This is a genomic window from Nonomuraea sp. NPDC050643 (assembly GCF_040654715.1).
Lineage (GTDB): Bacteria > Actinomycetota > Actinomycetes > Streptosporangiales > Streptosporangiaceae > Nonomuraea.
In genome coordinates this window covers 1-19,212 of record NZ_JBFAIM010000068.1, presented here as the reverse complement: position 1 = coordinate 19,212, position 19,212 = coordinate 1, and the positions used below count along the sequence as shown (strand labels likewise).

Annotated in this window: 22 protein-coding genes and 1 tRNA gene; 10 read left to right on the top strand and 13 right to left on the bottom strand. The window is 64.8% G+C overall.

The window, feature by feature from the left end; genetic code table 11:
- Positions 1-6: 6 nt before the first annotated feature.
- Genes AB0I15_RS52855 through AB0I15_RS52845 form a run of 3 tightly spaced genes read right to left on the bottom strand, consistent with a single transcriptional unit; the run spans position 7 to position 2,605 of the window.
- The gene (locus AB0I15_RS52855) at positions 7-933 is read right to left on the bottom strand and encodes a hypothetical protein (RefSeq protein WP_358114683.1); all 927 of its coding nucleotides are present in this window, start codon (positions 931-933) and stop codon (positions 7-9) included.
- Positions 930-1,142 carry a heavy-metal-associated domain-containing protein gene (locus AB0I15_RS52850; RefSeq protein ID WP_358114680.1) on the bottom strand — a complete coding sequence of 71 codons (213 nt, stop codon included), beginning with the start codon at positions 1,140-1,142 and terminating at the stop codon, positions 930-932. The genes AB0I15_RS52855 and AB0I15_RS52850 overlap by 4 nt, the downstream gene beginning before the upstream one ends.
- Before the next feature lie 59 nt (positions 1,143-1,201).
- Positions 1,202-2,605: an MFS transporter gene (locus AB0I15_RS52845; protein ID WP_358114677.1), complete on the bottom strand. Its 1,404-nt coding sequence runs from the start codon at positions 2,603-2,605 to the stop codon at positions 1,202-1,204.
- A 347-nt stretch (positions 2,606-2,952) separates the two neighbouring features.
- Between AB0I15_RS52845 and AB0I15_RS52840 the strand changes: the two genes are divergently transcribed.
- The 4 genes from AB0I15_RS52840 to AB0I15_RS52825 all read left to right on the top strand — a co-directional run bounded on the left by AB0I15_RS52840 (position 2,953) and on the right by AB0I15_RS52825 (position 5,471).
- Positions 2,953-3,072 carry a DLW-39 family protein gene (locus AB0I15_RS52840; RefSeq protein ID WP_020542320.1) on the top strand — a complete coding sequence of 40 codons (120 nt, stop codon included), beginning with the start codon at positions 2,953-2,955 and terminating at the stop codon, positions 3,070-3,072.
- Positions 3,073-3,087: 15 nt separating this feature from the next.
- Positions 3,088-3,816, top strand: coding sequence for an HAD-IA family hydrolase (locus tag AB0I15_RS52835; RefSeq protein ID WP_358114674.1), 729 nt, complete (start codon positions 3,088-3,090; stop codon positions 3,814-3,816).
- 14 nt (positions 3,817-3,830) lie between these two features.
- Positions 3,831-3,907 (top strand) — tRNA-Ala (locus tag AB0I15_RS52830).
- Between the two features lie 688 nt (positions 3,908-4,595).
- Complete coding sequence (locus AB0I15_RS52825) at positions 4,596-5,471, top strand: hypothetical protein (RefSeq protein WP_358114671.1); 876 nt, start codon at positions 4,596-4,598, stop codon at positions 5,469-5,471.
- Between the two features lie 65 nt (positions 5,472-5,536).
- Here AB0I15_RS52825 and AB0I15_RS52820 read toward each other — a convergent pair whose 3' ends face one another.
- From AB0I15_RS52820 to AB0I15_RS52785, 8 genes are all read right to left on the bottom strand, one after another.
- Entirely contained in the window at positions 5,537-6,727 is a 1,191-nt protein-coding gene (locus AB0I15_RS52820) for a site-specific integrase (RefSeq protein ID WP_358114668.1), read from the bottom strand.
- Positions 6,727-6,948, bottom strand: a complete 222-nt coding sequence (locus tag AB0I15_RS52815; protein ID WP_358114666.1) for a helix-turn-helix domain-containing protein — start codon at positions 6,946-6,948, stop codon at positions 6,727-6,729. The genes AB0I15_RS52820 and AB0I15_RS52815 overlap by 1 nt, the downstream gene beginning before the upstream one ends.
- Entirely contained in the window at positions 6,945-9,293 is a 2,349-nt protein-coding gene (locus AB0I15_RS52810; protein WP_358114664.1) for an AAA family ATPase, read from the bottom strand. Before AB0I15_RS52810 ends, AB0I15_RS52815 begins: the two co-directional genes overlap by 4 nt.
- Before the next feature lie 217 nt (positions 9,294-9,510).
- On the bottom strand, positions 9,511-10,626 hold the full coding sequence (locus tag AB0I15_RS52805; protein WP_358114662.1) for a DUF2637 domain-containing protein: 1,116 nt from the start codon (positions 10,624-10,626) through the stop codon (positions 9,511-9,513).
- The gene (locus AB0I15_RS52800) at positions 10,575-10,799 is read right to left on the bottom strand and encodes a hypothetical protein (protein ID WP_358114659.1); all 225 of its coding nucleotides are present in this window, start codon (positions 10,797-10,799) and stop codon (positions 10,575-10,577) included. The genes AB0I15_RS52805 and AB0I15_RS52800 overlap by 52 nt, the downstream gene beginning before the upstream one ends.
- Before the next feature lie 2 nt (positions 10,800-10,801).
- Complete coding sequence (locus AB0I15_RS52795; protein WP_358114656.1) at positions 10,802-10,966, bottom strand: hypothetical protein; 165 nt, start codon at positions 10,964-10,966, stop codon at positions 10,802-10,804.
- Positions 10,967-11,141: 175 nt separating this feature from the next.
- Positions 11,142-11,471: a WhiB family transcriptional regulator gene (locus AB0I15_RS52790; RefSeq protein WP_358114653.1), complete on the bottom strand. Its 330-nt coding sequence runs from the start codon at positions 11,469-11,471 to the stop codon at positions 11,142-11,144.
- Positions 11,468-11,659 carry a hypothetical protein gene (locus AB0I15_RS52785; RefSeq protein WP_358114650.1) on the bottom strand — a complete coding sequence of 64 codons (192 nt, stop codon included), beginning with the start codon at positions 11,657-11,659 and terminating at the stop codon, positions 11,468-11,470. Before AB0I15_RS52785 ends, AB0I15_RS52790 begins: the two co-directional genes overlap by 4 nt.
- Positions 11,660-11,861: 202 nt before the next feature.
- Between AB0I15_RS52785 and AB0I15_RS52780 the strand changes: the two genes are divergently transcribed.
- Positions 11,862-12,674, top strand: coding sequence for a GntR family transcriptional regulator (locus tag AB0I15_RS52780; protein ID WP_358114647.1), 813 nt, complete (start codon positions 11,862-11,864; stop codon positions 12,672-12,674).
- Complete coding sequence (locus AB0I15_RS52775) at positions 12,667-13,230, top strand: GNAT family N-acetyltransferase (protein WP_358114644.1); 564 nt, start codon at positions 12,667-12,669, stop codon at positions 13,228-13,230. The genes AB0I15_RS52780 and AB0I15_RS52775 overlap by 8 nt, the downstream gene beginning before the upstream one ends.
- 15 nt (positions 13,231-13,245) lie before the next feature.
- On the opposite strand, the gene AB0I15_RS52770 is transcribed toward AB0I15_RS52775, so the two are convergent.
- On the bottom strand, positions 13,246-13,512 hold the full coding sequence (locus AB0I15_RS52770; RefSeq protein WP_358114641.1) for a hypothetical protein: 267 nt from the start codon (positions 13,510-13,512) through the stop codon (positions 13,246-13,248).
- Positions 13,513-13,563: 51 nt separating this feature from the next.
- Positions 13,564-13,815: a hypothetical protein gene (locus AB0I15_RS52765; protein WP_358114638.1), complete on the bottom strand. Its 252-nt coding sequence runs from the start codon at positions 13,813-13,815 to the stop codon at positions 13,564-13,566.
- Between the two features lie 101 nt (positions 13,816-13,916).
- On the opposite strand from AB0I15_RS52765, the gene AB0I15_RS52760 reads away from it, so the two are divergent.
- The 4 genes from AB0I15_RS52760 to AB0I15_RS52745 all read left to right on the top strand — a co-directional run bounded on the left by AB0I15_RS52760 (position 13,917) and on the right by AB0I15_RS52745 (position 19,047).
- Entirely contained in the window at positions 13,917-15,146 is a 1,230-nt protein-coding gene (locus AB0I15_RS52760; RefSeq protein WP_358114635.1) for a helix-turn-helix transcriptional regulator, read from the top strand.
- A gap of 646 nt (positions 15,147-15,792) precedes the next feature.
- Positions 15,793-16,530 (top strand): HEPN domain-containing protein, encoded by a 738-nt coding sequence (locus AB0I15_RS52755; protein ID WP_358114632.1) that lies wholly within the window; start codon positions 15,793-15,795, stop codon positions 16,528-16,530.
- Complete coding sequence (locus tag AB0I15_RS52750) at positions 16,520-17,743, top strand: DUF4238 domain-containing protein (protein ID WP_358114629.1); 1,224 nt, start codon at positions 16,520-16,522, stop codon at positions 17,741-17,743. Before AB0I15_RS52755 ends, AB0I15_RS52750 begins: the two co-directional genes overlap by 11 nt.
- 575 nt (positions 17,744-18,318) lie before the next feature.
- Positions 18,319-19,047, top strand: coding sequence for a toll/interleukin-1 receptor domain-containing protein (locus AB0I15_RS52745; protein ID WP_358114626.1), 729 nt, complete (start codon positions 18,319-18,321; stop codon positions 19,045-19,047).
- Positions 19,048-19,212: the final 165 nt, after the last annotated feature.

Here is a 19,212-nt window from a genome sequence, read left to right as displayed (position 1 = left end):
CGTGCGTCAGTGGGCGTGGTCGTGGGTGGCGGAGGGGGCGTGCCCGTCGGAGAGGGTGGCCGTGGCGGTGAAGCTCGCCGTACGGACCTTGTCCTCGTGCTGGAAGTCCAGGAACAGCCGGTAGTCGCCACGGCTGGGCGCCTCGGCGTAGAAGGTGATCTCCGGCCCCGCCTTGTCGCTCTCTTCAGGATGTACGTGCAGGTAAGCCAGGTCGCCGGCGCGGAGCGCGACCAGGTGGCCGTACGCGCCGAGGTAGGGCTGCAGGTCGTCGACCGGCTCGCCGTTCTTGTTGACGGTCAGCGTGAGCTTGCTCGATCGGCCGGGGACCAGGTCTCCGGCGAGGTTGACAGTGTAGTCGTCGACGGCGGAGACGCGGCTGACGTGCGGCAGCGGCTCGGGCTGATAGTCGCCCGCGGCCTGCAGATCGGCGCCGAGCGTGAGCTTCTCGCCGCCCGTGGGGGAGAAGTCGGCGAACGCGCGGTACGACCCCGCCTTCGGCAGCGTCAGCTTGACCGACCAGGTGCCGTCGGGGGCCATCTCCGGGTGCACGTGCTGGAAACTCGTCAGGTCGCGGGAGGCGACGATGAAGTGGAGCTTCTTGTCGTGCTCGACCTGGTAGTCGGTGACCGGCTTACCGTCGGGGCCGATCACGGTGAACTGGAAGTCCGTGGGCACGCCGGTCGGGATCGGGGAGATGAGGTTGAGGGTGTAGCCGTTCTGAGACACTTGGAGCCCCCCGGGGGTATCGCTCTTCACTGGTTGGGTGGCGTGCCCGTCACCGTGCCCCGACCCCGTCGTGGAGGTGTGGTCCTCCGTCGTCGCGGCCGTGGGGCTGGTCGATGAGGGGCCCACCACCCTGCCCACGCCCAGGGCGCCGCCGAAGACGACGGCCAGCCCCAGGGCGTAGGTGCCGAGCTTGGCGGCCGTGTTCATGACCGGCCCGCCAGTTCGTAACCGGCTTCCTCGACCGCGGCGGAGATCTCCACCAGGTCGAGGGGGCCTTCGCTGTTCACGGTCAGCAGCCCGGTGGCCAGGTCGACCTCGACGCCTGTGACGCCGGCCACCTCGCTGACCTCCTCCTTCACCGAGCTCACGCAGTGTCCACAGGTCATGCCCTTGACGGTGTAGGTGGCGGTGCTCATCGTCGGCTCCTTCATCGGTCTCGTCCTTCAGAGTCTGACACCATACCCCCATAGGGTATCTAGGAGGTCTTTCGCGCTTCTACTTGTGGTACGGATGAACGGCGCATCAGGGCGCCTGTGAATATCGCGCCCAGCACGGCCACCACCGCGGCGCCCCCGAAAGCGCCCTGGAAGCCCTCCAGCAGCGAGGCGACCGATTCTGTGGCGCTTTGCTGTGCGGCGCTTTGATATGTGGTGAAGACCGCCGTCATGACGGCCAGGCCGAGTGCCGAGCCGACCTGGTAGGTCGTGTTGACGATGCCGGAGGCCAGCCCCGCCTCCTCCGGGCGCGCGCCGGACATGGCCGACATCATCGCCGGAATGTAGGCCAGGGACATGCCGATCGCCGCGACCAGGCTCATCGGTAGCACGTACGCGGCGAAGCCACCGGCCGCCCCGGCTACGTCGCTCGCCCCGGACATGCCGGCCACCCCGGCCGCCAGCACCGCGAGGCCGGCCACGATGAGAGCCTTGGCCCCGAACCGGCCCATCAGCCTGGCCGTGACACCGATCATGAAGACCATGATGGCCACGGTCATTGGCAGGAGCGCCGCGCCGCCGGCGAAGGCCCCATAGCCGAGGACCTGCTGAAGGTAGAGGTTGAGGAAGTACCACATCGGGATCCAGGCCGCGCCGAGCAGGGCCATGGCCAGGTTGGCGGTGGCCAGGCCGGGGGTGCGCCAGATCGCGAGCGGCATGAGGGGGTCCCTGACCGTACGCTGCACGAGCAGGAACAGGGCCAGCAGCGCCGCACCGCCGAGACCGGCCGGCCAGTTCGCGGCCACGATGGCGTACACGACGAGGGCGATGCCGGCGGTGACCGACACGGCGCCGACGAGGTCGACCGAGCCGCGCCTGCCACGAACGGCGGGCAGCAGCCTGGTCGCGGCCAGGGTGGCCAGGCCGATCGGGACATAGACGACGAACACCCATGGCCAGCTCAGATACTCGGTGATCACGCCGCCGAGGAACACCCCGGCGGTGCCACCGGCGGGGGCGGCGGCGCCGTACAGGGCCATGGCCTTGCCGAGCTCGCGCGGGTCGTGGCTGAAGAGCATCATCAGCAGCGTCATCGCGGCAGGCGCGATCAGGGCCCCGCCGACGCCCTGCACGGCGCGTCCGGCGATCTCGGCCCAGGCGGTCGTGGCGGCGGCGGCGACCACGGAACCGGCGATCAGCACCACCCATCCCGTCACGAACACCCTGCGCGCCCCGAACAGATCGGCCAGCCGCCCGCCGAGCAGCAGCAGCCCGCCGAAGGCGACCACGTAGGCGTTGAACACCCACTGCAACCCGCCGGGGGAGAAGCCCAGGTCACGCTGCATGTCGGGAAGTGCCACGCCGATGATCGAGGTATCCATGATCACCATGAACTGGGCGCCGGCGAGCACGATCAGAGCCCACCAGCGCTTGTTGTCACTCATGAGTTCCCTCCTCTCTGTCTTATACCCATAGGGGGTATCTGTGGATGCGGAGGAACGTAATATACCCCCAAGGGGTATGTCAAGCGCCCGCGACGGCGCGCGCCCGGGCGGGATATTTGGCATGATCGAGCTGTTGTCCAAGATGACGCCCCGAACCCGGTCCGGGATGTTGTCCAAGATGGGACGGGTATAGCGGCCCCACCAGGGGTTGAACGCCCGTCCTTCGCACATTCCGCACATCTGGTCCGTGCGCAACACAGGGAGCGCAGCCATCCCTTGCTAGGCTGCATGTCAACCGTTGGGTCTCACCCCGGCAGGTGAGGCCGTCTAAGAAGTGGGGTCACACCGTGAAGAAGCTGCTTGTTCTGGCGCTGATCGCCCTTGGGGGGCTGCTGATCTGGCGCAAGGTGCAGGCCGACCGCGCAGAGCTCGATCTTTGGACCGAGGCGACCGGCAGCGAGAACTAACCGACCGGCGAGGCGATGAGTGACGTCGTCCCCATCAAGCTGGCGTGCCTGGACCTGGCGGGCACCACAGTCGGTGACATCGCCATGGTCGAGCGCGCCTTCGCCGAGGCGATCGCGACCCAGGGCATAGTGCCCGGGACCGGAGCTTACGCGCGTGCCATGGTTCACGTGCACCGGTCCCGGGGCTGTCCCAAGATCGATGTCTTCCGGGGCATCTTCCCCGGCAACGAGGCCCAAGCCCAGGCGGCGAACCTGACGTTCGAACGCTCCTACGAGGGGGCGCTCGAGCGGGCGGGTCTCGTACCCATGCCCGGGGTCCTGGAGGTCCTCGACAAACTCAGGGGCACCGGCATCAAGCTCGCCGTGATCACCGGCTTCAGCCGCGTCACCCTGAGCCGCGTCCTGAGCGTCCTGGGCTGGCACGACAAGATCGACCTCGCCATCTCCCCCGAGGACGCCGGCGGCCGCGGCCGCCCCTGGCCGGACATGGTGCTCCACGCGGTGCTCCGATTGGGGGTGGAGGACGTACGCCAGGTGGCCGTCATCGGCGACTCGGAAAGCGACATGCTGTGCGGCCGGCGAGCCGGCGCATCGATCGTGGCGGGGGTCATGACGGGCGTGCACAGCAAGGAGCGACTCCTGAAGGGCGGCGCCACACACATCCTGGACTCGATCGCGGACTTTCCGAGCTTGATCCTCAGCGACGACCTTGGTGCGACGCAGACAGCTTCCTCAGCCCGGTAAGCTATCTTCGTCGAGGGGCCTTAGCTCAGTTGGTTAGAGCGCCTGCTTTGCAAGCAGGAAGTCAGGAGTTCGAATCTCCTAGGCTCCACCAGCGAAAATGCACCCCCGCTGCCTACTCCGTAGCGGGGGTGCGTGACTATCTGAGTGACTACCCCGGACTGCCATGAGGCTGCTGATCTCCGGGCACGTGTATGGGAGGTCTGCGGATCTCAAGGGCTGTCGTACTCAGCCCATCGAATGACCTCGGGATCCCGGCCAATCGCTTGTGCAGGGCAGTTGTGTCCGCGCGCCTGATCAGTGGCTACCATGATCCGGGCCGCAAGCCGTCCGCGACTGGCAAGTGCTCGGCTTGCCTGCCTTCGAGCCTCTGCCAGTCGGTCCTGTATACCCTCGGCTGCTGCCTTCGCCTTCTCCTGTGCTCGTTGCTCACTGCGTCGGCAGGCGTCGAGGCGCTGACGGAGTTCTGCTTCGTGGTGCTCTGCGCGCCTGGCGCGCGTCTCGGGGAGTTGTCCTTGGTGTTGATGGCATTCATCGCACATCCTTGGCATGGCTCCATCGCGGTCGCGTACTTTCTGAAGGAGCCCGCAGCAGGTGCAGTCCACCCGAAGCATTCCGTCATACCGTTCCATGCTTCCTCTCCTCCGCAAAGTTCCCGCACTCTACTGCACAGGGGTGACGTGCGCCTTGCCGTTGTGATCAAAGCGGGCAGTAATGCTCTGTCCGCCGATAATCCGCACGAGATGGCTCAGAAGTAAACAAGATCCCACAAGCTATGCAACGTGATAGTTCTACCTATTTCGGTGGACACTTCGCTACTCATCGCACTACTCTGCATGGGCAGTAGGGAGGGTGAAGTGGTGCAGGTGATTCTCGATAGAGAGATCTACGATCTGGCGAAACGTGTAGCAGAGGACCTCGAGCATATAAGAAGTACATGGAGTTTCGAGATGCCCGAGGCGGTACTTCGTCGCGAAAGTGTTCTTCTCCGGAGGATGCTCGTTGAAGATGAATATGCACGCGCATGGCGGGCCGTGGGTCTTTCTCGGCAGCCGATGGTGAGAGCCACGTCGCTCGATGGCTTTCTAGGAAGCGTGGACCGTAAGTACGTGGCTTACGCGTTCGCCCCTCTCGCTCGACGCCTGACAGTCGACATGCAACAGCTAACTATCAAATCGCCATCTCCACAGGAGGGCGATCTGCTGATTACTGCCCCGGGATATAATCAAGGGCTAGGACTTGTCATGATACTAATCCCGCGGGCGGAAGCGGATGGGAAGGGCGCGGAAGCTCTCAGCCAGGAAGTTGCTGGCAATCTCGGCGGTAAGCGAGAATGGGGTACCTATGCAATATCTGATCTTCTGAGATCCCCTGCTGCGCTTATCTCTGGAACCACCATCAACCGGCGAGAGATAATAAAATATGTAGCTAATAGGCTTGGTGGTGCTCATGGGGGTGGTCAGAGGAATCCCGTTGAATGGCAGCTTCTCGATAGCCAGTGGGGGCTGTTGGAGCATCTTAATTCTTGCTATCTAGAGCTTTTGTCCATCGGGCTTTTCTTTGCGGATTCTACTGATGCCACACGGTATATTCAGGAATTTTCCAGGATTGAAGAGCCTCCTCCAGTTCTTGGGCATACGCGGGAGGAGCAAAGATAGCTTGGAGGCGACAAAGCGCTCCCGCCGTTTTGGGCAGGAGCGCTGGATCGGAGGGGCGGCGGATGCTAAGCTGTTCCGTCCATCGGGAAGATGTTGTCCATGGCGTCTGCTCCTTCCAAAAGCACAGGCCGCAATTGGAAGCGGTAGACAGTCTCGGTCACCACGGTGTTCGCGTGGCCTACCAGGCGTGAGATGTCCTCGATCGGCATACCGGAGTCCGACAGGAGCGACACGAAGCTGTGCCGCAGCTCGCGTGGCGTCCACTCGCCGCTGACCAGGCCCGCCCTCACAATGACCTTTCGGAAGTCTCGCCGAACGTTGGTGGCGCTCAGGGCCGTGCCAGTCTTTGTACAGAACACCAGCCCGTCAGTCCCACCATGCAACAGGGCTGGCGCTTGCTCCTGGTCCTCCATCAGCACCCGCAGCGCCTTCACTACCCGAGCGGGCAACTTGAGGGTGCGGCGCGACTTGACGGTCTTTGTGTCGCCCTTCTTGCGTACGGATCGCCAGACGTAGACGGCGAACTCCTTGTGGTCCCATCCGACCTCCTCGACGGACAGCCACACTCCTCGCTTTTGGTGGAAGGCCACCACGTGTGTCCAGGTCAACGCGCGTACCTCTTCCGTCCGTGCTCCGGTGAGCATGGACAGGAGAATGTAGGCGCGGATGCGGACCTCTGCTTGCTCAGCGGCAGTCACGACGGCTTCCGCCTGGAGCAGCGTTAGTGCTTGGGATGGGCGCCCCACGCGTTCTTCGGGGACGTCGTAGAGGTCCACGATGTTGCGCTTGACCTTGTCCCGCTTCATGGCGTTTCTGACGGCGCGGTTGAGGATGGAATAGATCAGCTTGAGGGACCGTGTGCTGAGCAGCGCCGCCTTGATGACCAGCCACTTGTCCACATCCTCCACCGACAGGTCTCGTAGCTTGCGGGCGCTGAGAGCCGGGATGACATGTAGCCGTGCGAAGTCTGTGTACAGCCGTACAGTCTTGGCGTCTCGGCCCTTGAGCCCGTGCTCCAACCAATAGTTCACGGCATCGCCCACGGTGTAGTCAGCTGGCGCGATGGCTAGCCCGTCTTCATAGTCGCGTAGGACTTCCTTGAGCTTGGTCTTGGCTTCGGTCTTGGTCTTGCCGCTGCCTCGTTTCACGATGCGTTTGCCGCTGGGGTCGTAGCCGAGGCTGGCGGTGGCGATCCAGCGTTGGCGTTTGTCGTCCCAGTGGAGGCCGCCATCGCCTCTGCTGCGTCGTTTGGTCATCAGGCTGCTTCCTCGGCTTCCTTTTCCAGGAGGGCGATGTAGGCGCGGATGGCGGCGGGGGTGATGAGGCGGGCGCGGCCTTGTTTGACGGAGCGAAGGCGGCCGGTGCGGATCTGGTCGTAGATGACGGTGCGGCTCATGCGCAGGAGGTGCATGGCGTCGGTGACGCGGTAGAGCTGGGTGTCGGCGGGCCGGATGCTGTCCGGCGGTGAGGTGGTCAAAGGTGGTTCTCCTCATCGGCGGGGACAGCGGGGACGGCCAGCAGGGTGGCTTGTCCCTCGTGGTGGTGGGTGTTGGTGCTGGTGGTGGCGTGGTCAGGGACGGCTGGGACTGCGGGGACAGCTCCTGGTGCCTCTGTTCCGGGCAGGCGGTAGTGGCCGGTGGCGTTGACGCAGAGTTGGCCGTCGGCGTTCATGCGCTGGCAGGTCTTGCGGACGTTGTCGTGGGACAGGCCGGTGGCGTCGGCGATGGCTTTGGGTGTGCTGTTGGGGTTGGTGCGGACGTGGCGGGCGATGGCGGCGCGGGTGTCGGACAGGGTGTGGTCTTCGGGTGGGCCGTCCAGGAGGTGCCAGGTGCCGGCGGCGGGTTGGAAGGCCATGGCGTATTCGGCTTCTTCGACGTCGCGGCCGGTGACGTGCAGGACGCCATCGGCGGTGCCTCGGGCGCGTTTGAGGACGAGGGTGGCGTCGGCGGCTCCGGCGATGCCGTTGGTGCCGGAGACCTCGCTGAGGAAGTCTTCGGAGGCCATCTTGCGGACGTGGTGGACCAGGACGACGGCGACGCCGTAGGTGTCGGCCAGGCGCTTGACGCGGCTCATGGCGGTGTAGTCGGCGTCGTAGGCGGATAGGCCGGGCGCGGTGTTGCCTCGGATTTTGGCGAAGACGTCGATGACGACCAGGCGGGCGTTTGGGCTGCGGCCGAGCCAGCGGGCGATGGCTTCTTCCCCGCCCTGCGGGAGGGTGGGGCAGGTGGTGGCCAGGGTCAGGTCCTTGGGTGCGGGCTGGCCGCTCAGGATCTTGCCCATGCGGTTCTGGAGACGGCGGGCGGTGTCTTCCAGGGCGAGGTAGAGGACGGGGCCGGGCTCCAGTTCGATGGCGTCCAGGGCCTTGGCGCCGCTGGCGACGGCGATGCCCAGGCCGAGGCTGAGCCAGGACTTGCCGACCTTGGGCGGGCCCGCGAGAAGGCTGAGTCCTTCGGCGATGATCCCGGGGACGGCCCAGCGGGGCTCCGGGAAGGTCATGGCCATCAGTTCGTCGGCGGTCCAGGAGGTGCGGAACGGCATGGCCTGGGCGGGTGCTTGGACGGCATCACCGTTGACCAGGCGCAGGTGTGTGGGCTGGTCGGTCATGCGGCCACCGTTCGGGGTCGGCGGGCTCCGGCGCGCAGGACCGGAGCCGGGCTGGCCTCCCACCAGCCAGTTGCGGAACATCAGGGAGGCGTGGACGGTGTCCATGCGCGGGGTGGTGGCGAATGGGAACGGCTTGAAGACGTCCACCTTGCCGTCCTTGAGCAGCGGCCAGGACGATTGCTTCATCTGCGAGGCGGGCTCGTAGCCGACCCACAGGGCCAGGCGTCCGGGGTGGCCGTCGCCTGGCTCAGGCCAGACCTGGTCCAGCGGGAGCCGCATGCCGGAGGCCAGCCGGCCACGCCGGGCCACCACGTCGGCGGCCTCCACGCCGAAGGGCAGGTCGATGATGGCCAGGTGGCCGGGGCCGTCGCGGTGGATGTCCTGGGGGAAGCTGATGGCGTGCTGGTCCTTGCTCACGGCCTGGTTGATGCCGGAGATGCCGCAGGACAGCAGCGCGCGGCGGACCAGCTCGGCGGTGAGCTTGCGGTAGCGGGGTCCTTCGCTGACGCGGTCGGTGATGGGCTTGTCCGTGGGCCTACCGGCGCGGGCCAGCAGCGGCACCGCCACGCCTACCGCCAGGAGGCGGCCCCACGACGGGATGTCGGCCAGCAGGAAGACCAGAGAACCGACCAGGCCCGTTACGGCGAGGGCAGCCACGACCCACCAGCGCCACCGTGACTGCCGCTGGCGCTGCTTGTCCAGCTTGAGCCACGTCTCCGGGTCGTTGCGGTCAGCGGCGTACTGGCGAAGAGCCCAGTTGCCCTCCTCCGCCGTGGCCCAGTGCAGGAGTTTGCCGGTGGCGCGGAAGAACCCGACTGGGGCGTACAGGCTGGCCTTGGCGGCGTACTTGGGTGAGCGGACGGCGTGGTAGCCGATGACGTATCCGGTGTCCTTGGCCGCCCAGACCAGCATGGACCGCGTGCCCTTCCAGGACCGCAGCGTGGCCGGGATGATCGGGACACGACGCTGGTCGTTGGTGGAGCGGTAGGGCAGATCATCGTCTGGCGGGTCGACCGGCGGGCCGAGGACCGTGCCCTCGATCGCGATGGTCTCGCGGTCGAAGAACTCGTCCTCGTCGCGGTCGGTCTCCTGCTCGTCGGTGCGGCGGGCGCGGCGCCGGGCCGCGTCCAGCGGGACGACCTCGGCACCGGTCTCGGATGCGGTCGGACCGTCCTCCTCGTCGGAGTGGTCTTCGTGGTCGTGCGGGTGGTGAGTCATGATGTGTGCACCTCGTATGCGTAGCTGCGAGCGGGGTTGCGGGGCGCGGCCGGAGTCTTGGCGGATGAGGCCGCGTCCCGTACTGGCTTGGTCAGGGACGATGCGCGGTCGGACCGCGTCTCGTCCGTGCGGGCAGGTGTCGTGATGTCGGCGGTCGGTCCGTGCGGTCCGACCGGTGGTGGGTCGCTGGTCGAAGGCCGGGCGAGGGTGAGGTCCATCAGGCCGCCTCCTGCTCCGTGTTCTCGGCGGTCGGACCGGGCTCGGTCCGCAGGCGGGCGAGCAGCGCTCCGGCGCGGTCGGTGGAGATGGACTGGCCGGTCTGGCGGATGGCGTCGCGGAGCCGATCCCGGGTCAGGGTGACGCCTCGTGCGTCGTGGTCGGCGGCTACCTGCCAGCCCAGCGGCATGAGGTCGTCCACCTCGGACGGGGCGATGGACGGACGGGCGGGCTTGCGCGACTTGGGCTTACGGGGCGATGGCTTGTGAGCGGATGCGGCGGTCAGGGCCGGGCGCTGGGGAGCCGAGGGCGGCGTGAGCCGTACCGTCTCGGCCTTGACCGGTGTGCTGGCGGGGGCTAGTTCGCCGAGCTTGTACAGGGCGCGCTCGCGGCGGCTGGCCTTGAACTGCCACAGGAGGCCGTAGTGGTCCTGCAGGTCGGTCTTGGCCAGGATGCGGTCGCGTTCGCGGTTCAGGGCGTCGGGGTACGAGCGGACCTCCCAGAGCACCATGCGCCGCCAGAGGGCGAACGTGGGCAGCGGGGACAGCATCCAGCGTGAGAGGCGGATGCTGTCGAGGCGGCGGGAGGGGCTGGCCAGGTTGGCGCGCTTGCGTACGGCGTGCGTGCCGATCTCCACGGCCACCACCCACAGGCCGGGCAGGATCGCGTGGGCGATGACGGCGAACCAGTTCGGCCCGCCGGATGCGTTGGCGTAGGCGGCGACGTTCAGGTAGACCGTGACGGCGGTGAGCGTCCAGGGGACGAATCGCAGCCAGCGCACCCGCATGTTCAGCCGGGCCAGGACGATGTCCAGCGCGGAGAACACCCCGATGCCGAGGTCCACCCCGAGGGGTAGCAGGAAGGCGAGCGGGCCGAAGGTGGGCTTGGCCGCCTCCATGACGGTGGCGAAGGAGATGACGAACCCGATCAGGCCCAGCACGCCGACAGCGGCGGCGGTGACCGAGATCAGGGTCTGTTCTCCCTCCGACAGCGGGCGCGGACTGGTGGTGGAGTTCATGGCCAGTGCTCCGTTCGGCGGCTCTTCGGGGCGGTCGGGGGTCGGGTTCATCGGCCCCACCGCCGTCCCCAGCAGCGCGGGCAGCCGGGCTTGCTGCACCAGTTCCGAGGTGATGCGGCCCAGCCCCAGGCGACGGCTTCCAGAGAGCCGCCCTGGCGGGCGGTGGCGCGGGAGACCTGCCAGAGCCGGTAGCGCTCCTGGCCCATGCGCACCAGTTCGATGAAGAGGCCTCCGAGGAGGAAGGTGAGGACGTAGGTGAGGATTGTGATCATGATTAGCTCCACTTGTGGTTCTTGAGCTGCTGGGCGGACTGCTTGCGACGCTTGATCGCCTCCGGGTCGGAGAAGCGATCGAGGTGCGGGTTGGCCTTGCGGGCGTTCTCCTGGAGCCGCGCCCACTGCTGGTCGGTGATGGTGTTCGGCGGCTGGTCGTGAGACATGGGCTGATCTCCGTTCAGTGGCCGGAGCGGATGAGCATCCGGCAGACGCGGCAGCCGGGCTGGCAGCGAGCGCCGTGAATGACGCAGCGCTGGGCCGGACGGCCGCCGCCGCAGCGGCAGCCGAACGGGCTTCGGGATCGCTTGCCGCACTCGCAGCACTGGAAGCGGGTGGCCATCACGCCACCTCGTTCGCGCGGCGGGGCGGCAGGAAGGTGAGAAGCGGACGTACGTCCCGCAGTTCCTCTGCGGTGTAGCCCGCCCAGACACCCTCCTCCGGGTCGAGCGCCATGGCGTAGGACAGGCAGGCGGCGCGGGCCGGGCAGCGTGCCTGGCAGATGGCCTTGGCGGTCGCCTCCCGCAGCCAGCGCTCTTCGTCGGTCTCGATGTCGGGGCCGGTGAAGAGTACGGCCTTGGTGGAGTCGCAGGCCGGGTTGGCGTTGATGAGGTCGTCCAGCAGATCGGTGATCTCGTCGGCCCCGTACTGGTCGGTGTGCTGGTCGTTCACAGCTGCACCCCCAGCGCGCTGAGGGCCTGGACGAGAGCGAGGCGGATGCAGGTGGGGCAGATGGGCGGCGACGGCGGCTCGGCGTCCGGCGCGGACTCCTCGATGCCGTCGCACATGAGACAGAACCACTGGATGGGCTCGGCGAAGTCGTCAGCGACGATCCGCATGGTCTTGGACCCGTAGGTCATGATGAGTACACCTCTCTTGAAGGGGCGCCGGGATGAGGGACTGGTTTGGCGACTAGGGACCGCGTCCCGGCTTTCTTCGTTGTTTGGCCTGGTCAGCTGGGCTGATCATGCCCTGGTGCGTCTTATTTAAACAAGGCGAACAAGTAGCGTCAACCACCTCTGGCATGCTTGTTTGAATAAGGCGAAGAAGAGGGGTTCGAACATGCCCAGCCAGAGACGGCGCGACGCGCTGCGCGGGGACGTGTCGGCACGGATCGCTGATGGCCTGCGACAGGCCATCCTGAGCGGCGAGTACGCCGAAGGGGACAGGCTTCCCAGCACGTCAGAGCTCATGGAGCAAGAGCAGGTGTCGTCGCTGAGCGTGCGGCACGCCTACCAGGCGCTGATCGGTGAGGGCCTGGTCGTGGCCGTACCGAAGAAGGGCTTCTACGTCCGCGAGTCGCTGTGCATGACCTGGCACATGACGAAGTGGCAGGATCCCAAGCGCCTGGAGAACGTCAAGACCGACGGCTGGACGGCGGACGTCGAGGTCGCCGGCTACTCCCACCGTCAGACCATCAGCGTGAGCATCCTGCCCGGTAGCCACCTGGTGGCTGGAACACCGATCGCGGAGCGGCTGGGCATCCCGGACAGCGAACGCGTTGTGGTGCGTAGCCGCGTCCGCTACATCGGGCCAGGCCCGGATCAGCCGGCCAACGAGCCGGAGTCGCTGGCCGACTCCTACTACGCGTACAACCTCGTCAAGGACACCGGGATCATGGAGCCGGACAGCGTCAACACGGCTCAGGTCCTGGCCGATCTCGGGTGTCCGATGCGCGACCATATCGACGAACTAACCCCACGGATCGCCTCCCGGCAGGAAACGGACCGGCTGCAACTGTCAGGGGTCATGGCGGTGCTCGAAGTCGTTCGTACGACGCTGACCACATCAGGCAAGCCGGTGTTGGTTCTGCACCAGATCAGGCCGGGTAACGGGTCGAAGTACGTCTACCAGGTGGAGTGCAGAGATGCCTGATCGTCCTGTCCTCGTGGCCCGCCTCGCCGTCGAGAGCGATACCGAGCGCGTCGTCGAGTTGCGCGCTGAGTCCGAACGCTGGTTGGCCGAGCGTGGCATTCAGCAGTGGACAGCGAAGTGGGACGAGATAGGCCGAGAGAAAATCCGCCGCAACATCGCCAACCGCGAGACGTGGGTGTTCGAGGCCGACGGCGAGGTGGCCGCCACGGTGACCCTGAACACCCGCCCGGACCTGGACTTCTGGGATCCGGACGCCGATGGACCGGCCCTGTACCTGTACAAGCTGCTCCTAGCCCGCGACCGTGCCGGTGAAGGTCTAGGAGCCGACATCGTGAACTGGTCGGTGGACCAGGCTGCCCAGCGAGGGTTCCCCTGGCTGCGCCTGGACGTGTGGAAGACCAACTACGGGCTGCAGCGCTACTACCTGGAGCAGGGGTTCGAGCACGTCCGTACGGTGGAGGTGCCCGGACGTGACTCGGGGGCTTGCTTTCAGCGGCAGGCCGTTCCGACGAGGGTGGAGAACATCGTCACAGCCAGCGTCCAGGTCGAGCGGTGAGGTGGGCGGGTGGTCTCAGGACGCTCGTTCCGTGTGCTCGTGGGCGATCACGAGGGCGGCCCAGACAAGGCGAGCGGCGGGGTAGCGGCCCCGGCCGGTCTCCTCGTACCGGATGCCTTCGGTGTGGCGCAGGACGAAGAACTTCCCCGCCTCGCAGCACCACTCGTACTCATCGCAACACGAGGTCTCGGTCACCCGGACCCGACGAGAACTGGAACGGACGTGCGGCGTCCACTCGTACATGGCGACGTGCTTTCGGTAGACGCAGTGAGGGCGGCGCATGCGAACGCCGCCCTTCGCGATGACTGATCTGACAAACGAATCCGCCGGCCTTCAGTCGGCGGCGGCGATGGCCTTCTCCCTGCGCAGACGCAGCAGAGTCACGCCGTAGATGTAGGCGGGGTCCGATGCGTAGCGATCAAGACGCACGAACTGCACCGCGCCCGTCGCGCCGGGCTCTAACGACTCCAGCGCCTGCCGCAGCCGCGCGGCGGCCCGCTCCAGCTCACCGGTGATGCCGCACGATCCCCGGCCGTCATCGTCAGAAGCCGTCCACGAGTAGAAACCCTCGATGTCGAAGTGCACGACTACAACAAGGCCATGCGCGGTACCACGTCAGAAGAGGACACTGAGAGGCGACCCTTGATGTCCGCCCCCGTGTCCGCCCATCCCCGGAGGTGCACTGGATGACCGACACCCAGGAGGTCCCCGTCTGGGCCACCCGCCTGCTCGCCGCGCGCAACGCCCAAGGCTGGTCCCAGCGCGACCTGGCCCGCGAACTGACCAAGGCCGCCGACAAGCCCCTGACCGAGCTGCCCAACCTCATCCGCCGCATCCGGGGACACGAGACCGGCGCACACCGGCCGGACGCCTTCTACACCACGCTCTACTGCAAGGCCTTCGGCCTGACCGAAGACCAGCTCTTCGGCACCGTCATCACACCGGTCCCCGCCCTCGCACTCCCCACGCTGGCCCCGGACACCGACCTGTACGAACGCATCACCCGCGCCATTGACCAGCCCTCTCTCGTCGATGTCGCGACCGTGCAGTGGCTGGAACACTGTCTGGCCGAACACCGCCGCGTCGAGGACACCATCGGCAGCCGGCCGCTCCTGCCGTTGATCCACGCCCAATTGTCCACCGTGGCCGATCTCGCCCGAGGAGCGCGAGGCCCACTCGCCGATCGGGCCGTGGCCGTGCTGGCTCAGTACGCCCAGTTCATCGCCTGGATGTGCCAGGACTCCCGCCAGCACGCCGCCGCCCTGGCCTGGTACGACCGCTCTCACTCCTGGGCCATTGAAGCTGGAGACGCCTGCCTCGCCTCCACCACCTTGAATATGCGCGCTCACCAGGCTTGGAGCCTGGGCGACGCACCCCGTTGCGTCCGTCTGGCCGAGGCATCCCGCTGGCACGACGGCCGCACAACCTACGGAGTGCAGGGCATGGCAGCCCAGATGGCTGGCCGAGGCCACGCCAAACTGGGCGAGGCCAACCAGGCCCGCACCCGCCTCGCCGAAGCCGAAGACCTCATCCGGACCGCCGCCGAGCACCCCGAAGATGAGCCGCCCTGGATGTACTTCTACGACGAGGGCTGGTTCCTCATGCAACGCGGCATGGCCGAGCTGGAACTCGGCGACGGCCGCCGCGCCTCCGACTACCTTGAACGCGGCCTGTCCACCCTGCCCGACCACTACCGCCGCGACCGCGCCTGGTTCGGAGCCTGCCTCGCCCGCGCCCAGGCCCTCCAAGGCGACGCCGAAGCCGCCGTCGCCACGGCTCTGAATGCCGCTCCAGACGCCACGGCGCTCAACGCCTACGCCGAGACCGAACTCCACCGCATCGCCCACGACCTAGCCATGGCAGGCGCTCCCGGTTCCGAGGCGATCAAAGAGTCCTTGGCAGGCTCGAAGCTGTAGCCAGTGTCCCCGCTGTCCCCGTTGTCCCTCACTCCCTCTTGAACTGCGGATATTCATGAAGTCAGCGGGGACAAGCTGGTGACAGCGATGCCCATGCTGTCCCCGTGGCTGCTGAATCAAGCGAATGTACCGGTCACCGATGCCCTTCCTGGTGTTTCAGCGCTTGTGCATCGGTGACCCTACGGATCTACTTCATTGGCCGATCACCTCGCGCTGCGGAGGCTCGGCATGCACCCCTCCTTAACGGTCCTAGCTGACCTCTGAGCTGGAGATTCTTCGCACACATTCCGTCCTCTGCGCAACGAACCGCGTCGCCTGAGCAGCCAGCGATCGCTTCGTCATGGCTGTCTCGTTCATGCTTGTGAACAGCTCCGAGCAGTGCCGATCACAAAGGGCATGAAGTCGCTACTTGAGGCAGCTAGACTTCGCACGGACGTTCGGTGCCGTGGAGAGCGTTCGACCTGTGAGTCGATTTGGATCCCGAATCGATAGCTCTATTTCGTATGCCATCTGAAGCGTAACGGGTCCGGCTGGATGGAGTAGAAGGATGATCGATCCGCCGCAGCTACATGAGAATGCTGCAATTCGGAACTTGCAAGTGCCAGCGAGTCGGGCGCGTCACACGTTCCTGCTGAACAGTGCAGACATGATCTCCTACTATTCCCTGCATCAGATGCTCGTAAAGTCGAATCTTCATGGCGCCAAAAAGCATGTATACGTACTGAACAAATCGGTATATGTTCTTGTTGCTTCACTCTGGGAAGCATACTGCGAAGATATCGTTACGGAATCCGTAGCTCACATGGTGAAGTATGCGCCACAGTGGGATGCCCTGCCTCGGGCTCTTACTAAGGTGGTCGCTAAGGAGCTACGTAATGGGGACACCGAACTGGCTCCTTGGGCTCTAGCAGGTGACGGTTGGCGGACCTACATTGAGGATCGCCTTGAGATGCTGGCGAGGCGTCGTGAGTTTTACTTCGCGAGCCCGAAGAGCTTGAATGTAGAAAAGCTCTTCAAGGACGCTCTCGGAGTAGAGGATATTACGAGAAGGTGGCGAACTGGTGCGAGGTTCGCGACAGTCTGTGAGACGCTTGACGCGCATATAGAGATGCGCAATGCCGTTGTTCACCGCATCAAGCCCGGACCCACGCTCAACAAGCGCGATGTGAAAGACTTTTTCAAGATAGTTCGTCGGCTCGTACGTAGGACGGACCGTATCGTGGACGAGATGCTTGTTTCGTGCACGGGAGAGTCGCGCTGGAACGTTCTAGTTCCCGACAGTCCATCGGAGATATTCGAGGAGGTCGACGGAAAGGTTTTTCTCAGAGAGACTTCTGGCGAGTTGGGAAACGCGAGAGGTACGGAGCTTGGTAGTGAAGCGTAAGAAATACTCTTCGGAGATCCACCGTCTTCTTGAGGAGGCGCGCCGGAACGCTGAAGGGTCACCGCCAAGGAAGCATCACCTAGTTCCGGCATCATACCTGCGCCGGTGGGCTGAAGACTCCAAGGTGCGGGTGACTGTGGTTGATGAAGATCGCAGCTACCTCAGTTCGCCTGAGAGGGCTGCTCGAGAGACGGACTTCTACCGCATCGAGCACCCCGACATTGATGCGGAGAAGATGCCGCCGCTACTTTTCGAAACAATCCTAGGTCGGATAGAGGGCAACGCAAAATGGGCGATCGATGAGCTCATAGAGCATCGAGACGTTCGGCTTCTGGAGCGTGAACGTTACGAGCTCTTCGTGTTGCATCTAGCTCTCACTATTACTCGCGGGAAGGCTTTTCGAGCCGAGCAGCAGGAGTTGCTGACCGACCTCTACCGACTGCAGTACGCTCAAGTTAGCGACGACGAGATCCGAGTCAGGCTCCAAAAACATGGTATTGATCCGACACCTGAAACGGTGGCGATGCATCGCGACTTCCTCGATGGCCTACAGGCAGGACAGATATGGGCCGAAAAGCCAAGCGCTGCAGTTATCGCAAGCTCTGCTCAAATGGCAGAGGTGATCTGTGAATGTCTGCTCCAGCGGAGTTGGGCAGTTTATAAAACGCCTCCAATTCTTGTTACTTGTGATGAGCCGGTAATCATCCTCGGTGGCCCAGGAGCACCACGCAGCGAACGTGCGGGGGTAGAGTCGGCAGGCGTTGTGATGTATCCGCTTAGCCCATCGGACCTGCTGGTTCTTTTCCATCCAGAAATGCCTACGCGTCTTTCCGGTTCGCCTAACCTCGACCATGCCGAAACGGCTGAGGTCAATCGTGAGATCATTGCAGGTTCATCAAGGTGGGCGTTTGAACGACCATCTCGTAAGATCACGCAAGGTCTGCGAGTCCCGCCTGCACCAGAGAAGCCGTTTATGCGTGAAGGGCCCCTGCCTCAAATTGAGGGCGCAGAGGGGGAAATTTATCGCTCCTACAAGCCGACTCGGTGGCGGGACGAGGTATTGGCACCACAGTGGCCCGTTGCCCGATGGTGGTCGGGATGGCGTGCACAACGGGTGCCCCGCCTCAGGAATATGCTCCCAGGAGAAAGAGTGGCAATAAAGCCGGAACGCAAGCAACAGCCTTCCCGTCCCCGAAAGAAGCGACGTAGGTAATGCACGCTGCCTTATAGTGCGCCCCGAGCGTGATCGTGCGCGAGAATTGCCCGATGTCACGTCTAGCATGCGACCAAGCAGAGGACAGCGGGCGGCACAGAGAGCCACCCCGCTTGATCCTTGGAGGAACACTGTGGCGGTTATGCGCGGTTGCAGATCTGGGGACGTCATGCTGGGCCCTGTCGCCTGTATCGCGGTCAATTGAGGGACAGACTGCGTGACAACCGCTGTGGCCGATCACGAACGTCGGCGTACAGTCCCGCACTCTCACCGCAGGTCACAGGGCTGGCGTTACCCTCTTGAGTGGATGTTCGAGTTGCTTTGCAAGCAGGAAGTCAGGAGTTCGAATCTCCTAGGCTCCACTGCACGTGGAAGGCCACTCCCCATGATCGGGAAGTGGCCTTTTCGATCTTGTACAGCAGCAAAGTACAGCTACGGGTACGTATGCGCTCAGCTCAACGGCTCGGAGGCGTGAGCTGCCAGGCCGAGCTCGGCTGTGCGGGTTTCTTGTCGGGGGCACCCTCTACTCTCAATACCACCGCGTTACGCGGGAGAAGTGTGCCTTAGGGGGACGGATGCCGAGAAGGGTCAGCTCCAGTGACATACGGGCGGCTCTGCGTAAAGCCCAACAGGAGCAGAACCGCCAGATCAAGCAGGCCCAAGCCAAGCTTCAGCGCGACGTCGATCAACACAACCGGAAGGCTGAGCGACACAACCAGAAGGTGATCGCGGATTACAACCGGCAGGTCGATGCGGTTAATCGCCACAACCAGCAGGCATTTGGTCAGCTCACCGCTCGCCTGCATGCCGCAGAGTCACGCCCCACGGTCCATTACACGGTGGAAGAGCGTCAGCTCGCTGACCGGGTCCAAGAGGCGATCTTGGCTCAGGATCCACGAGAGTATGACGTGTTCCTGAGCTACGCGCGGATTGACGGAGCGGAGGTGGCTGGCGAACTGAGGGAACGCCTTGAGACCTTGGGTGTGGCGGTTTGGTTTGACGAGATCGCTATGCGTCCCGGTAAGAGCCAAGCTCTCCAGATGGACCAAGGACTGCGGCGTGCCCAAGCAGGTATCGCGCTTCTTACGCCTGCATACCTCGCTGGCCGCTTCTGGACTGAGCGGGAGCTCGGGGCACTGCTTCACAAGCCCACTCTGATCCCAGTCCTTCATGGCGTTACGTTCAGCGACGTCGCACAGTACAGCGGCATCCTGCCAGATCTCGCAGGGTTCGAGACTAGCCGCGACTCCGTAGCCGAGATCGCCGAAAAGATCGCGGGTGCGGTCTTGTCTGAAGTCGACTAAACGTAGGTAGGCCACGCCGGAAGTGACCTACCTATGTAAGCGTCAAGAAGCGAAATGCTCGCCGAGCCGCCTAGGGCGTGTTTTCGAATTGGATCTTGAGGTGGGTTGAGGGCCTCATGATCGTTGCATGCGTGGGGATCTCAGTGATGAGCAGTGGGCGGTGCT